Origin of the sequence: Tranquillimonas alkanivorans (assembly GCF_900115595.1) — a bacterium.
Lineage (GTDB): Bacteria > Pseudomonadota > Alphaproteobacteria > Rhodobacterales > Rhodobacteraceae > Tranquillimonas > Tranquillimonas alkanivorans.
On the sequence record NZ_FOXA01000005.1, the window covers coordinates 36,488 to 51,512 of the forward strand.

At 68.4% G+C, this 15,025-nt stretch carries 10 protein-coding genes; 4 read left to right on the forward strand and 6 right to left on the reverse strand.

What is annotated here, in order from left to right; translation table 11 throughout:
- Nucleotides 1–5: 5 nt before the first annotated feature.
- The 5 genes from leuB to leuC all read right to left on the reverse strand — a co-directional run bounded on the left by leuB (nt 6) and on the right by leuC (nt 5,511).
- A complete protein-coding gene (gene leuB, locus BM162_RS07905; protein WP_093420153.1) occupies nt 6–1,115 on the reverse strand; it encodes a 3-isopropylmalate dehydrogenase in 1,110 nt (369 codons plus the stop codon).
- 81 nt (nt 1,116–1,196) lie between these two features.
- Nucleotides 1,197–2,411, reverse strand: a complete 1,215-nt coding sequence (locus BM162_RS07910) for an endonuclease/exonuclease/phosphatase family protein (RefSeq protein ID WP_342741155.1) — start codon at nt 2,409–2,411, stop codon at nt 1,197–1,199.
- Complete coding sequence (locus BM162_RS23215; RefSeq protein WP_143096120.1) at nt 2,309–3,142, reverse strand: hypothetical protein; 834 nt, start codon at nt 3,140–3,142, stop codon at nt 2,309–2,311. Before BM162_RS23215 ends, BM162_RS07910 begins: the two co-directional genes overlap by 103 nt.
- Nucleotides 3,143–3,420: 278 nt before the next feature.
- The gene (gene leuD, locus BM162_RS07920; protein WP_093420158.1) at nt 3,421–4,026 is read right to left on the reverse strand and encodes a 3-isopropylmalate dehydratase small subunit; all 606 of its coding nucleotides are present in this window, start codon (nt 4,024–4,026) and stop codon (nt 3,421–3,423) included.
- A gap of 81 nt (nt 4,027–4,107) precedes the next feature.
- Nucleotides 4,108–5,511: a 3-isopropylmalate dehydratase large subunit gene (gene leuC / locus BM162_RS07925; RefSeq protein WP_093420161.1), complete on the reverse strand. Its 1,404-nt coding sequence runs from the start codon at nt 5,509–5,511 to the stop codon at nt 4,108–4,110.
- Nucleotides 5,512–5,819: 308 nt separating this feature from the next.
- Between leuC and BM162_RS07935 the strand changes: the two genes are divergently transcribed.
- A complete protein-coding gene (locus BM162_RS07935) occupies nt 5,820–7,160 on the forward strand; it encodes a mechanosensitive ion channel family protein (RefSeq protein WP_093420166.1) in 1,341 nt (446 codons plus the stop codon).
- A gap of 9 nt (nt 7,161–7,169) precedes the next feature.
- Here the strand turns inward: BM162_RS07935 and BM162_RS07940 are convergent, their stop codons facing one another.
- Nucleotides 7,170–7,433, reverse strand: coding sequence for a DUF7218 family protein (locus tag BM162_RS07940; RefSeq protein WP_093420168.1), 264 nt, complete (start codon nt 7,431–7,433; stop codon nt 7,170–7,172).
- A gap of 95 nt (nt 7,434–7,528) precedes the next feature.
- On the opposite strand from BM162_RS07940, the gene BM162_RS07945 reads away from it, so the two are divergent.
- The 3 genes from BM162_RS07945 (at nt 7,529) to BM162_RS07955 (ending at nt 15,024) form a co-directional block, all read left to right on the forward strand.
- Nucleotides 7,529–8,371: a formate/nitrite transporter family protein gene (locus BM162_RS07945; protein ID WP_245759203.1), complete on the forward strand. Its 843-nt coding sequence runs from the start codon at nt 7,529–7,531 to the stop codon at nt 8,369–8,371.
- Between the two features lie 63 nt (nt 8,372–8,434).
- Nucleotides 8,435–10,240 carry an autotransporter assembly complex protein TamA gene (locus tag BM162_RS07950; RefSeq protein WP_093420170.1) on the forward strand — a complete coding sequence of 602 codons (1,806 nt, stop codon included), beginning with the start codon at nt 8,435–8,437 and terminating at the stop codon, nt 10,238–10,240.
- Entirely contained in the window at nt 10,237–15,024 is a 4,788-nt protein-coding gene (locus BM162_RS07955; protein WP_093420172.1) for a translocation/assembly module TamB domain-containing protein, read from the forward strand. Before BM162_RS07950 ends, BM162_RS07955 begins: the two co-directional genes overlap by 4 nt.
- Nucleotide 15,025: the final 1 nt, after the last annotated feature.

The window sequence follows — 15,025 nt, forward strand, 5'->3', positions numbered from 1 at the left end:
CAAGCTCAGAGGCTGGCGTCGAGAGCGGCAATCACGGCGTCGCCCATCTGGGCTGTCGTGGCCGGGTCCCGTTCGCCCGCCTGCATCAGGTCGGCGGTGCGCACGCCGTCGGCCAGCACCTTCTCGACTGCCTTTTCAAGCCGCGTCGCCTCGTCCCCGAGGTCGAAGGAGTACCGCAGCGCCATAGCCAGGCTCAGGATGCAGGCGCAGGGATTGGCCTTGCCCTGACCCGCAATGTCAGGGGCCGAGCCGTGCACGGGCTCGTACATCGCCTTCGGGCGCCCGTTGGCCATCGGCGCGCCGAGCGACGCCGACGGCAACATGCCCAGCGATCCGGTCAGCATGGCCGCCGCGTCGGACAACAGGTCACCAAACAGGTTGTCGGTGACGATCACGTCGAACTGCTTGGGGTTCCGGCACAGCTGCATGGCGCCGGCATCGGCGTACATGTGCGACAGCTCGACCTCCGGGTACTCGTTGTCGTGAACCCACTGCACCTCTTCGCGCCAGAGGATGCCTGACTCCATGACGTTGGCCTTCTCCATCGAGCAGACCTTGTTGCCGCGGCGCTTGGCCAGTTCGAACGCCGAGCGCGCGACACGCCGGATCTCGTTCGTGGTGTAGCGCTGCGTGTTGACGCCGATGCGGCCGCCTTCGTTGTCGTCGATGATGCCGCGTGGCTCGCCGAAATAGATGCCCGAGGTCAGTTCGCGCACGATGACGATGTCGAGTCCCGCGACGATCTCGCGCTTGAGTGACGAGAAGTCGGCGAGCGCGTCGAAGCACTGCGCGGGTCGGATGTTGGCGTAAAGATCCATCTCCTTGCGCAGGCGCAGCAGGCCGCGCTCGGGCTTCACCGAGAAGTCGAGCTCGTCGTATTTCGGCCCGCCGACGGCACCCAGAAGCACGGCGTCGACCTCTTGCGCCTTGGCCATCGTGGCGTCGGTCAGGGGCGTGCCGTGTGCGTCGTAGGCCGCGCCGCCCACCAGGTCCTCGCTCACGTCGAGGGCGATGCCGCGCTTGTCGCCGAACCAGTCGATGACCTTGCGCACTTCGGCCATGACTTCGGGGCCGATGCCGTCGCCGGGCAGGATGAGGAGGGAGTTGTCGGGCATTGTCGCGGGCTCCTTGAGAACGGTCGGACGCGGCGTAACGCGCCGCCCGGGGGCGGTCAAGCGCGGCCGCGGTGGCCCGGCTCAGCGCCCGCGCGGAAGCGTGACGTCGACCCAGACCAGCCGGTGCCGTGAAGCGGCGACTCCTTCGTGCAACAGGAGGGCATTCAGCGGGTCGTCGAGCGGGGGCCAGAAGACGCCACTGCCGGTCACCCGTAGGTCGCGGGAGGGGAGGACGTAGTCGACCCGCAGGTTGCCAGGGCCGGGCGCATCCGGCCAGTCCACCGTGTCCAGGCGTGGCGGGCCCTGGTGATCCGCGTTGGCGCCCCCGTCCGTCTGCGCGGCGGCGCGCGCGCCCTCGCTGCGTGGGCGCGGGTCCTGGAGCCGTGCGTGCGACAGGAGGGCTTGCAACGCGCTCCGCCGGCCCTCGCCGTCCTGCGGGTCGAGGTTCGCGTCGCCCATCACCACCAGAGGAGCCTCCGGCGGCGGCTGGGGCAGGCGGCCGTCGAGGTATCGCAGCCACAGTGCGGCCTCGTCATGGTTGCGCCGGCCGTTCCGGTCCTCCGGCCCGTCGAAGACAGGCGGCGTGGCGTGGAACACGAGCAGGTGCAGGACGCGACCGCCGGGCAGGCGCAGCGGTACGTCCCAGTGCGCGTTCGACGATAGCCGCTGCACCGCGAAGGTCTCGGCGTCGGGGAAAGGCACACCGTCGAGGTGCGGCGGGTCGGCCCCCGGCAGGTCCGTCCAGAGCAGGCCGGAGAACTCCCGCACCCGCCCAGTCTCGACCGGCAGGCGCGACAGGATGGCGAGCCCGCCGTCGCCGGCGAAGCGGCCGTAACCCTGCGCATCCCGCGCCGTCCCGAAGCGGCCGTCGCCGTCCAGGTCGAACTGCGTGGCCAGTCCGGCGTTCGGGCGGCGGGCGAAGTGGTGGGGCAGGGTGTGCCCGGCCTTCTCGATCTCTGCCGCCAGCGCCGCGAGGGCGGCGCCGCCGCGGTCATAGTCGATGCCGGACAGCACCAGCACGTCCGGCGCGACCTGTGCGACGATGGTGGCGACGGCCTGTGCCTGCGGGTCGCCCCGGCGGATGTCGCGCAGCAGAAGCCCGGGGCCGTCGCGGGACAGTTCGGTGTTGAAGAAGGCGAGGCGAAGGCTGTCGGCCCCGGCAGGCGCGGCGATCGTCAGCCAGAGCAGAAGGATCAGGCCGGCACGAGCCCGCTTTCGGCGGAGTCGGTTTCCTTGCGCTTCCGCTCGATCAGCGCGGCAATGCGGCTCATCGCCATGCCGCGCATGAAAAGAGATGCGGGGAGGAAAGCCCATGCCGCCACCGTCCATACCATCGTCTGTGGGTTCTCGAGCGTCATTGCGCCCGAGAGCGACGCGGCAGACCTGATCGTCGCCGGCAACAGGAATGGCAGGATAAAGCCTAAGGTGATGTTAACGCGGCTGTCCCGCTCGAGCCGTTCAACCACGTCTCCGGCCGAGGTCGGGTCGAACGTCGGCAGGTTGATCCAGACGTTGAAGTCGCCGGCATGCAGCGGCCAGCCCTTGAGCCGCACCGCGATCAGGAACACGGCCAGCGAAACCAGCGCCACCAGACAGGACAGACCCGCCGCCGCGCGGACCAGAAGAACCTGTGCCACGCTCGCGTCCTGCGGAAGCATGAGCACGACCAGCCGCACGGGCGAATAGGGGAAATCCAGCGCCGCGCCCACGACGGACCCGATGGCGTGGATGAACATCGTCACCGACGACGGGTCGGCACCTCCGCGCGCCAGCAGGGCGAGCAGGAACACCGTAACGAACAGCATCCCGAAGCGGATACGGTTGAAGGGCGGGGCGGCGCGGAACTCGAACAAGCTGGGCGACGAGGTCGTGTATTCCGAAATCGTCAGCGCACCGGCGGCGAGCGCCAGCAGGATCACGACCTGCACGTTGTCGGGCGCGAGCACGGGCGCAAGCAGAGACGGCGTCGCTACAAGCAACACTACAAGAAGTCCGCGCGCCACCGCGCCTGCCAGCCGCGAAATCACTGCTCGTCGTCCCCGATCCCCTGCGGCACCGGCCCTCGCCGAACTCGCCGCGTCAACGCCAACCGCTCTTGGTGGCGGCCTGCCTTAATCTTGCCCAACTCTGGTCCGTGTCCGGCTTATGCCTCAACGACGCTTTGATCATCGCACAGCTTCTGGGCGATTTCGTGGTGCAACTGGTGCGGCTTTGCATCAATCGACGGACCGGGAAGAGGCCGCCGGAGTCCGGCGGCCCATCATCTTGTACCCAGCTAGCCGGCGGCCACAAGCGGGCCGCGGCGTCACATCCAGGGGCGCGTCTGGTTGAGCCGCGACTCGAACGTGTCGATCGCCGCGTTCTTTTCTAGCGTCAGCCCGATGTCGTCGAGGCCGTTCATCAGGCAGTGTTTGCGGAACGGGTCTACGTCGAACGGGATTTTCTGCCCGTCAGAGGTGGTAATCTCCTGGTTCTCCAGGTCCACGGTCATCCGGGCGTTGGCTCCCTTCTCGGCGTCCTTCATCAGAAGGTCCACCTGCTCCTGTGGAAGCGCGATGGGCAGAATTCCGTTCTTGAAGCAGTTGTTGAAGAAGATGTCAGCGAAGCTGGGCGCGATGACGCAGCGGATGCCGAAATCCTTGATCGCCCACGGCGCGTGCTCGCGGCTCGAGCCGCAGCCGAAGTTGTCGCCCGCCACCAGGATCTCGGCGTCGCGATAGGCCGGCTGGTTGAGCACGAAATCCGGGATCTCGTTGCCCTGCCGGTCATACCGCATTTCGTCGAACAGGTTCACGCCAAGGCCCGAACGCTTGATCGTCTTCAGGAACTGCTTAGGGATGATCATGTCGGTGTCGACGTTCACCATCGGCAGCGGCGCGGCGATCCCGGTCAGCTTTTCGAATTTTTCCATCTCAGGTCTCCTTGCGGGCCCGTCGGTCCCGCCGGTCCCTCCTTGCGAAGACGGACCGGCCGGGACGGACGAGCGCTGGGGTCAGGCCAGGTCGCGCACGTCGGTCAGACGGCCGGTCACGGCCGCCGCCGCCGCCATTGCGGGGCTCATCAGGTGCGTCCGGCCCTTGTAGCCCTGCCGCCCTTCGAAGTTGCGGTTCGAGGTCGAGGCGCAGCGCTCGCCCTCGGACAGCTGATCGGGGTTCATGCCCAGGCACATCGAGCAGCCCGCCATGCGCCACTCGAACCCGGCCTCCTGGAGTTTCTGGGCGATGCCCTCCTCCTCGGCCTGGGCGCGCACGAGGCCCGAGCCCGGCACGATCATCGCGCGGAGGCCCTCCTTGACCTTGCGGCCCTCCATTACCTTCGCGACCTCTCGCAGGTCCTCGATCCGGCCGTTGGTGCACGAGCCGATGAAGACCGTATCGATCTCGATGTCGCTGAGCTTCTGGCCCGGCTGCAGTCCCATATATTCCAGAGAGCGCTTCGCCGCGGCGACCTTGCCGCCCTGGAAGTCCTCGGGGCTCGGCACGGCGGCGGTGATCGGCAGCACGTCCTCGGGCGAGGTGCCCCAGGTCACGACCGGCGCGATTTCCGAGGCGTCGATCTCGATCACCTTGTCGTAGTGCGCGCCCTCGTCCGAGCGGAGCGATTTCCAGTATTCGACCGCCATCTCCCACTGCGCGGCCTTCGGCGCGTGCGGGCGGCCCTTGATGTACTCGAACGTCTTTTCGTCCGGGGCGATCAGGCCGGCGCGGGCGCCGCCCTCGATCGCCATGTTGCAGACGGTCATCCGTCCTTCCATCGACAGGGCGCGGATGGCCGAGCCCGCGTACTCGATGACGTGGCCGTTGCCGCCGGCGGTGCCGGTGCGGCCGATGATGGTCAGCGTGATGTCCTTGGCGGTGACGCCGGGGGGCAGTTCGCCCTCGACCTTCACCAGCATGTTCTTCGACTTCTTCTGGATGAGGGTCTGCGTGGCCAGAACGTGCTCGACCTCGGAGGTGCCGATGCCGTGGGCGAGCGCGCCGAAGGCGCCGTGGGTGGCGGTGTGGCTGTCGCCGCATACGATGGTCATGCCCGGCTGCGTCCAGCCCTGCTCGGGTCCGATGATGTGGACGATGCCCTGGCGGACGTCGTCCACGTCATACATCTCGATCCCGAAGTCGGCGGCGTTCTTGCGCAGCGCCTCGACCTGAATGCGGGACTGTTCGTCCTTGATGCCCTGCAGGCGCGTCGGGTCGGTCGGCACGTTGTGGTCCGGCACGGCGATGGTTTTCTCGGGGGCGCGAACCGGTCGCTTTGCCATGCGCAGGCCTTCGAAGGCCTGCGGGCTGGTCACCTCGTGGACGAGGTGGCGGTCGATATACAGAAGGCAGGTGCCGTCGTCGGCCTCGTGCACGACATGGGCATCCCAGATCTTGTCATAGAGCGTCTTGGGGGACATCGGTCCTCTCCGGCAGTAAATTTTCGGAATTGGGAAGGGTGCGCGAAAAGGCGGCGCTCATAGGCGCGCGAGGACGGTCAGCGTCGCGCCGAAGAAGCGCCAGGGCAGGCGCGCGCGGTCGTCCATGTCGAAAATCGGTCCCATGACGGCGGAATTACAGGGGCACGCCGAGTCTCGCAAGGGGCACGAGGTGCACCAGCGCCGGCGTCATGTCCGGTCGAACCGTTGGGGCGTGGCGAGCCGAGCGCGCACCGGCGCTTGCCCACCGGGATGCCGCCCCTAGGATGGCAGCGGGCAGGGGAGAAAAGATGGAAGGGGATTTCGCCACTTACCTCGATCAGCTTCGGCTGTGGTGGGCCGCGGCCGAAACGTCGCTGCGCAACCTGCTCTTGCCGTCGAGGCTGCAGCAGATCGCCATCCTGGCGGTGGTCCTGGCCGCATCATGGGGCCTGAAGCGCTGGGCCGAGCCGCGGATGCGGGCTTGGATGCATACGCTCGAGGGCTGGCCGCGCTGGCGGTTGCGCGTGCTGCTAATCCTGAACAAGCGCATGCAGCTCATCTTCTTCGTCGTGCTGTCCTGGGCGACCTACGGCGCAATGCGCACCATCTATTTCTTCCCCTCGCGCAGCTACCTGATGGAACTCGTCGCCACGATCGCCACCGCACTCCTGCTGGTGGTGTTCGCGACGCGCCTGGTGCGCAACCCGGTGCTGCGCAGCCTCGTGCGGTGGTTTCTGTGGATCTGGGTGATCCTCTACTACCTTGGGCTGACGGGCGACGCGGCGGCGTTCCTCGACAGCCTTGCGGTCGAGCTGGGCGATGTGCGGCTGTCGGCGCTGATGTTGCTGAACGCGCTGATCGTTACTGGGCTGTTGCTGTTCTTCGCGCGCCTCGTGGCGCAGAGCGGCGCGGCGCGGGTGCGGCGCAACGACAGCCTGTCGCCGTCGATGCAGGTGCTCGTGGTCAAGATCCTGCAGATCGTGGCCTACGGCGCAGCCTTCCTGATCGGCGTGCGGGCGGTGGGGGTGGACCTGACGGGTCTCGCCGTGTTGTCGGGCGCCATCGGCGTGGGTTTGGGCTTCGGCTTGCAGAAGGTGGTGTCGAACCTCGTCTCGGGCGTGATCATCCTGCTCGACAAGTCGATCAAGCCCGGCGACGTGATCTCGCTGGGCGAGACGTTCGGCTGGATCAATGCGCTGGGGGCGCGCTACGTCTCGATCACCACGCGGGACGGGAAGGAATACCTGATCCCGAACGAGGACCTTATCACCGGACAGGTGGTGAACTGGTCGCATTCGAACGACTATGTCCGGCTCGATATCTATTTCGGCACCGCCTACGCCAACGATCCGCACCAGGTACGGAAGGTGGCGATCGAGGCGGCGTCGCGGGTCGAACGTGTGATCGCCGCGCGGCCGCCGGTCTGCCATATCGTGGGCTTCGGGGACTCTTCGGTCGACTATATCCTGCGGTTCTGGATCACCGACCCCACAGGCGGTCTGACCAACATCCGCGGCAACGTCTATCTGGCGCTTTGGGACGCGTTCAAGGAAAACGGAATCTCGATCCCGTTCCCTCAGCGGGAGGTCAAGGTGCTGGAGGGGTCGCGGCTGGAAACGAGTCCAGGGGCCCGCGAGGTGCGGGGCTGACCGCGGCCCTCAGTGGTTGCGCAGCGCCTTGATCAACTCGTCCTTGGTCATGTCCGACCGTCCCTCGATCCCGATCTCCTGGGCGCGATGGTACAGGTCGTCCTTGCTCCAGTCCTCGTACGAGCCGGACTCGCCGCCTTTCTTCGACGGGTTCATGTCCTTGTTCGCCTTGGCGTTGGCGATGCGGGCGGCCTTTTCCTTCGATTCGCCCTGCTTGCGCAGTTCCTCGTAGGTCTTGTCGTCCTTGATCTGCGCGCCATGATCCTTGGTCATCGAATGTCTCCCTCGTAGCGTGTTCCCGGCAGGTCAATCCTCTGTCGCCGCGCGCGGTTCCGCGGGGCAGGGCGCGTGGAACGGAGTGAGCGAGCGTGGGCAGCACGTCCAATGAACGGCAGAATACCGACGGCGAGGAAGCGGCCGAGCACTCGGTCGAGGACGCGTCGCGCCTCTCCGCGCGCCTGATCTACGAGGTCATCCGCCGCGACGGCCATGACGAGATGACGCGCCCGGTGCAGTCGCTAGTCTTCTCGGGTCTGGCGGCGGGGATCCTGATCAGTTTCTCGGTGATCGGCGAGGCGATCTTCCGTACCTACATCCCGCCCGTGACCTGGCGCTTCCTGATCGAGAACGTGGGATATACCTTCGGCTTCCTGCTGGTGATCATGGGCCGAATGCAGCTGTTCACCGAGAACACCATCACGACGGTTCTGCCGCTGATGGCCCACCCGTGCAGGCGCAACGTGCTGCTGGTGCTGCGGCTGTGGACAGTTGTGCTGACGGCGAACACGGTCGGCGCCTTCGTCGCCGCGGGCTTCCTGTATTATTCCGGCGCGTTCCAGCCTCAGATGATGGAGTCAGTTCACGCACTGTCCGAGCACGCCATGAGCTTCGCGCCGCTGGTGGCCTTCGCCAAGGCCATGCCGGCGGGGGTGCTGGTGGCGGCGATCGTGTGGATGCTGCCGACCACGCCGCGCAATCCGTTCTTCGTCATCCTCACCTTCACCTGGCTGATCGCGGCGGGGGACTTCACGCACATCGTCGCCGGTTCGGTCGAGATGGCATACCTGATCATGACCGGCGACCTTGGGCTCGTTTACGCGGCCTTCGGGTTCTTCGTGCCCGTCCTGTTGGGGAATGTGGCCGGCGGCACGGCGGTCTTCACCATGATCACCTGGGCGCAGGTGAAGAACGAGGTAGAGACCAGTGGCTGAGACTGTGGAAGCCGCGTCCGCAGACCGTTAAGGTTCATGGGGAGCAAGGGAGATTCAGGGCGCATGACCATCCATTCCGCCGCGCGGGCGCGCATCGTTGCCGGGCTCGCGCTCCTCATCCTCGCGCCGCTGGCGACGCCGGCGGTTGCGCTGGAACGGCTCGTGTTCCGGACGCCGGGTGCGGACGAGAACCTGCGCGAGGACCTGATTAGCTCTTCGCTGGTGGCCGAGGCGGCGCAAGAGGGCGTGGACGACCCGCAGGAGCTTCTGGCGGCCGCACAGGCGGATTACGGGCGGCTGGTCGGCGTGCTCTATGCCGAGGCCCGCTTCGGCGGCATCGTAAACATCCTGCTCGACGGCAGGGAGGCCGCGGACATCGCGCCACTGAACACGCCCGCCGACATCTCGACCATCACCGTTGAGGTGCAGCCGGGAACGCTTTACCGCTTCGGCACCGCGAGCGTGGCGCCGCTGGTGCAGGGCACCGAGCTGCCCGAGGAATTCGCGCCGGGCGAACCGGCCTACACCCCCGCCATAGAGGACGCGGTCGACGCGGCGGCGGCGGCGTGGCGGCAGGTGGGCTTCGCGCAGGTGGACGTGGCCGAGCAAAGCATCGTCGCCGACCACGCCGTCGAGCGGCTGTCGGCCCAGGTGCGGCTCGATCCAGGGCGGCGCCTGCGCTTCGGGCAGCTGCGGCCCGAGGGGTTCAGCCGCGTCCGGCTCGAACGCATCGTCGAGATCGCGGGCCTGCCCACCGGCCAGATCTATGACCCCGACGAGCTGGAACAGGCGGCAGGACGGCTGCGGCGCACCGGCGCCTTCGGCTCGGTCACGCTTCAGGCCGCGGAGGTCGCGGGCCCGGACGACCGGCTCGACTTCACCGCCATCGTGACCGAGCAGAAGCCGCGGCGTTTCGGCTTCGGGGCCGAGATCTCGTCGATCGACGGGGTGACGCTTTCGGGCTTCTGGCTTCACCGCAACCTGCTGGGCGGGGCCGAGAGGTTCCAGGTCAATGGCGAACTGGCGCAGCTCGCCTCGGACACCGGCGAGGACTATACCATCGGCGTCGCGCTGACCCGGCCCGCCACCTTCGGACCCGACGTCAACCTGCGCGTTGCGGCCGAGCTGGAACAGCTCAACGAGCCCGACTTCACCTCGCAGTCCGGCACCGTCGGCTTCGCGCTCGAACGCATCGTCTCGGAGGAGACGACGCTCGAGGCCGGGCTCGCCTATCGCTTCAGCCGTGTCACCGACGACGCCGGTACGCGCAACTACAGCCTGCTCAGCCTGCCCATCGGGGCGGTGCTGGAACGGCGGGACGACCCGCTCGACCCGACCGAGGGCTATTTCGTCGACGCCGAGCTCGAGCCGTTTCTGGGCTTCAACGACGCGGACAACGGCGGGCGTTTCACCATCGACGCCCGCGGCTATCGCGGGTTGGGCGAGGATGACCGCGTCGTGCTGGCCGGCCGCGCCTTCGGCGGGTCGATCTTCGGCGCGGATTTGCAGGGCGTGCCCAACGACTTCCGCTTCTACTCGGGCGGCGGCGGCACCGTGCGGGGGCAGGATTACCAGGCGCTGGGCGTGACGCTACCCGACGGTGTCGAGTCGGGCGGCGCGAGCCTTCTGGGTCTTTCGGCCGAGGCGCGCGTGGGCGTGACCGACCGCTTCGGCGTCGTCGCCTTCGCCGATTGGGCGACGGTGGGGCCCGAGGCGACGCCCTTCAGCGACGCCGACAGCCATTCGGGCGCCGGGCTCGGCGTGCGCTACTTCACCCCCATCGGCCCGATACGGCTGGACGTCGCCGCCCCGGTCAGCGGCGGCGGCAGCGGCGTGGGCATCTATGTCGGGATAGGACAGGCATTTTGAGACGTATCGCGACTTCCATCGCGCTGGCCACGGCGCTTGTCTTTCCCGCCGCGGCGCAGGAGGACGAGGACGACGGCGGCGGCTTCCTCGAGCGGCTAATCGAGGACAACCTGTCCTCGGCGGGCCGAGAGGTTGAAATCCGGGGCTTCCGCGGTGCGCTGAGCTCGCGCGCCTCGCTCGAACTTCTGACCATCTCCGACGACGAGGGGGTCTGGCTGACCCTGCGCGACGCCGTGCTCGACTGGAACCGCGGTGCATTGCTGCGCGGGGCGCTGGAGGTCCAGGAACTGTCGGCGGCCGAGGTCATCGTGGAACGGCGGCCCGCCGCGCAGCCCGGGGCCGACCTGCCGCCGGCCGAGGCGCAAGGCTTCTCGCTGCCCGATCTGCCGGTGTCGGTCGACGTCGACCTGCTGAACCTGGAGCGCGTCGTGCTGGGCCAGCCCATCCTCGGTGAAGAGGCGGCGGTTTCGGTTTCGGGCGCGGCCGAGCTGGCAGGAGGCGAGGGCGAGGCGCAGCTGGCCGTCGAACGGGTCGACGGTCAGCAGGGTGCTCTGACGCTGGAGGGCGCGTACTCCAACGACACTCAGGTCCTGGCGCTGGACCTCGCGCTTGACGAGGGGCCGGACGGCATCGCGGCCAAGCTGCTGGATCTGCCGGGCCGCCCCTCGGTCGCGCTGTCGGTCGAGGGCACCGGCCCGCTGTCGGACTACGCTGCCGAGATTGCGCTGGCCACCGGCGGCGAGCCGCGGCTGGACGGCACGGTGTCGCTGCAGACGGAGGGCGAGGGCGACGCGCAGGTGCGGCAGTTTTCGGCGGAATTGGGCGGCGATCTGGCCCCGGTCTTCAGCCCCGAGTTTCGCCCCTTCTTCGGCGACGACATCGGCCTGGTGGCCGAAGGCAGCATCTTCGCCGACGGGCGGATAGAGATCCCGCGCATCCGCATCGACGCGCAGTCGCTGAACCTTGCCGGCGAGGTCGTCATCGGCGCCGACCGCCTGCCGCAACGCATCGACGTCGAAGGCGAGATCGCCTCGCCCGAGGGCGGGCCGGTCTTGCTGCCGGTGGGCAGCGATCTGCGCGTGCAGCGCGCCGGGCTCGACGTGTCATTCGATGCCAGCGAGGGCGAGGATTGGACGGGCGAGATCGTGCTAGACGGGCTTGAAACCCCAGCCGGCGATTTCGGCCAGCTGGCGCTGACAGGCACCGGCCGCATCGCGACCGAGGACGATCAGCAGGTGGTGACGGCCGACTTCGATTTCGCGGCCGAGGGCGTGACTCTCGAGCAGGGCGACGCGCAGGCGGCGCTGGGCGAAAGCGTGACCGGCGATGCCGCGCTGCGCTGGCGCTCGGGCGAGGCGATCGTGCTCGACAGCCTGACGCTGCAGGGGGAAAGCTATCGTCTTGCGGGCGAGGCGACCATCGACCCCACGGGCGAAGGCATCACCGCCTCGGCCGAAGCGGCGCTGTCGGCTCAGGATCTCTCGGCATTCTCCGGCCTCGCCGGACGTCCGCTAGACGGCTCAGCCGAGCTGGCGCTGGACCTCGAGGCCGGGCTGCTGGCCGGAACCTTCGACGTCGCGCTGGAAGGCACGACGACTGACCTGGAGATCGGGCAGCCGCAGCTCGACGGCCTTCTGGGCGGCGACGCGCGGCTGGGGTTGAACGCCACACGGGACGAGACGGGCACGCGGGTCGAGGCGCTCGAGTTGATCGCCGAAGGCGTGCAGGTCAGCGGCTCCGCCGACCTGAGCTCCGAGGCCGGCTCGGTCGATCTTGATGTGCGCATCCCCGACGCCTCGCGCGTGGATCCGCGCATCGAGGGGCCGGCGGTTCTGGATGTGACGGCGCAGCTTCAGGACGGCGCGTGGCAGTTCGACTTGGAAGCCGAGGGCGCGCAGGCGGCGGTTTCGGCCGAAGGCCGGGTGACGGAGCTGGATGCGCCCGCGCCGCTTGTGCGGGCCGAGGCAGCGGTGACGGCGCAGGACCTTTCGCTCTTCTCGGAAATCGCCGGGCGTCCCCTTTCGGGGGCAGTGTCGCTGACGGCGCAGGGCTCGGCCCGTACCGACCTGAGCGACTACGACGTAACTTTCGACGGCGCATCGCAGTCGCTCGAAGTTGGCGTGGATATCGCGAACCGCCTGCTGGCCGGCGGGACGGAGCTTTCCGGCAGCGTCGAACGCGAAGGCGCGGGCGTGCGGGTGAACAGCCTTTCGGTGGAAAATCCGCAGCTGACCCTGTCGGGGCAGGGACTTTATGCGCCCGGCGTCAGCACCGGTTCGGCCGAGTTCCGGTTGGCCGAGACCGGGCTGGTCGTGCAGGGTCTCAGCGGCCCCGTCGCGGGCGACGCGCAGGTTGAGGAGGTCGAAGAAGGTTGGCGCGTGGCGTTCGACGCCGAGGGTCTGGGCGCCGATGTGAACGGCTTGATGGATATCACCGGCCTCGAGACCGAGGCGCCACGGGTCGAGGGTGAAGTCGCGGTCGAGGCCGACGATCTGTCACGCTTCAGCGCCCTCGCCAACCGCGAACTGTCGGGTGCGGTGGACCTGCAGGCCGAGGGCTTCGTCACCGCCGACCTGCAGAATCTCGACGTGGTGCTCAACGGCACGACCAGCGACATCGGCGTCGGCCAGCCCGAGGCCGACCGGCTGCTGGAGGGGACGACCGAGATTGCCATCGCCGCCGCGCGCTCGGGCGAGCGGATCGAGGTGGACCGCTTCCGCGTCTCGAATCCACAGATCACCGCCAGCGGCGAAGGCACCTATGCTCCCGGAGCCGGACGCATCGTCGCCGATATCGACGTGCCGCAGACGGGTGCGATCCTGCCGCAGCTTGACGGGCCGGCCGAGATCGACCTGCGTGCGCAGGAAGAGGACGGCACTTGGCAGGTGGTGCTGGATGCCAGCGGACCGGACGTCGCGCTTCAGGCGGATGTGGATGTCAGCGACATCCCCTCGGGCGCGCCGCTGATCGCGGGGCAGGCGTCGCTGCGGGCGGACGAGCTGTCGCGCTTCAGCCAATTGGCTAACCGCCTGCTTTCGGGTGCGATCCAAGCCGAGATCGCGGGACAGGCGCGCACGAGCCTCGACACGTATGATGTCTCGGTGGACGTGAATGCCACCGGGCTGTCCATCGGGCAGGCCGATGTCGACCGGCTGCTGGGCGCGACGACGACCATCGACCTAGCCGTCCGGAAGGACAGTGCGGGCGCGCCGATCCAGGTGGAGGAGTTCGCGCTGGACACGCCGGCGCTGACGGCGGCGGCCGAGGGGCTTTACGGCGCCGAAAGCACCAGTCTCGACGTCTCGGCCCGGCTGGCCGACATCGCGCCCTACGCGCCGGGCTTCACCGGGCCCGTGACGCTGTCGGGCAACGTCTCCGAAGCGCCGGGTGCGGCGGTGGCGCTGGATCTGGACCTTGGCGGGCCGGGCGGCACGACTCTCGCCGTCGACGGCACGGTGAACCCGCAGACGCAGCGGCTGAACCTCGACGTGCAGGGCGGCGCGCCCCTGGGGCTTGCCAACCGCGTGATCGAGCCCCGCTCCATCGACGGACGGCTCACCTTCGACCTGTCGGTCGAGGGCCCCCCGGCATTGTCGTCGGTTTCGGGCACCGTCGCGACCGACGGCGCACGCGCCGTGCTGCCCGAACTCGACGCGGTGTTGAACGACATCGACGCCACCGTGCGCCTGTCGAACGGCAGCGCCACCCTCAACGTTACCGCGCAGAAGCAGAGCGGTGGCACCCTCTCGGCGGCGGGGCAAGTGGCTCTGTCGGGCGCCTTTCCGGCGGACCTCGCCATCGAGCTGTCCAGCCTCGACGTGCGCCAGCCCGGGCTCTACACCACCAGCGTTTCGGGCACCGTGAACGTCGACGGGCCGCTGACCGGCGGCGCCCTGATTTCGGGCACGCTGCGGCTGGGCGAGACCGAGCTGCGCATCCCGTCCGGCGGGCTGGGCGTGTCGGGGCCCGACTTCGACATCCAGCACGTGAACACGCCGCCGGCCGTGCGGCAGACCCTGCAACGGGCGGGGCTTCTGGACAAAAACGGCCGCTCCACCGCGAACGGGGCCGGCGGAGGGGGCGGTCGGGCCTTCCGCCTGGACCTGAACGTCGTGGCCGAGAACCGCATCTTCATCCGCGGTCGCGGACTGGATGCCGAGTTGGGCGGCAGCCTCAGGCTCAGCGGGACGACGAACAACGTCATTCCGTCGGGCCAGTTCGAGCTGATCCGCGGCCGGCTGGATATCCTTGGCCAGCGCTTCGTGCTCGACGAGGGACGCGTGACGCTCGAGGGCGACTTCACGCCCTTCGTGCGGCTGGTCGCAAGTACCGAGGCCGAAGACGTAGACGTATTCATCGTGCTCGAGGGGCCGGTGAACTCTCCCGACATCGATTTCCGGTCGCAGCCGGAACTGCCGCAGGACGAGGTTTTGGCGCGGCTGCTCTTCGGGCGGTCGATCACCGACATCTCCCCGCTCCAGGCGGCGCAACTCGCCTCGGCCGTGGCGACACTGTCCGGGCGCGGGGGCGACGGGTTGGTGAGCCAGATCCGAAACGAGTTCGGCTTGGACGACCTGGACGTGACGACGGACGAAGAGGGCAACGCCGCGCTGCGGGCCGGCGCCTATATCTCGGAGAACATCTATACCGACGTGACCGTGGACGCCGAGGGCGAGGCCGAGATCAACCTCAACCTCGACATCACGCCCGAGGTCACGGTCAAGGGCGGTGCAGCCAACAGTGGCGAGACCAGCCTCGGTATCTTCTATGAGAGGGACTACTGAG

Excerpts from the sequence above, each read along its gene's own strand:
- leuB (WP_093420153.1), bottom strand. The coding sequence starts at position 1,115 with ATGCCCGACAACTCCCTCCTCATCCTGCCCGGCGACGGCATCGGCCCC.
- BM162_RS07935 (WP_093420166.1), top strand. The coding sequence starts at position 5,820 with ATGGAAGGGGATTTCGCCACTTACCTCGATCAGCTTCGGCTGTGGTGG.
- leuD (WP_093420158.1), bottom strand. The coding sequence starts at position 4,026 with ATGGAAAAATTCGAAAAGCTGACCGGGATCGCCGCGCCGCTGCCGATG.
- BM162_RS07940 (WP_093420168.1), bottom strand. The coding sequence starts at position 7,433 with ATGACCAAGGATCATGGCGCGCAGATCAAGGACGACAAGACCTACGAG.
- leuC (WP_093420161.1), bottom strand. The coding sequence starts at position 5,511 with ATGTCCCCCAAGACGCTCTATGACAAGATCTGGGATGCCCATGTCGTG.
- BM162_RS07950 (WP_093420170.1), top strand. The coding sequence starts at position 8,435 with ATGACCATCCATTCCGCCGCGCGGGCGCGCATCGTTGCCGGGCTCGCG.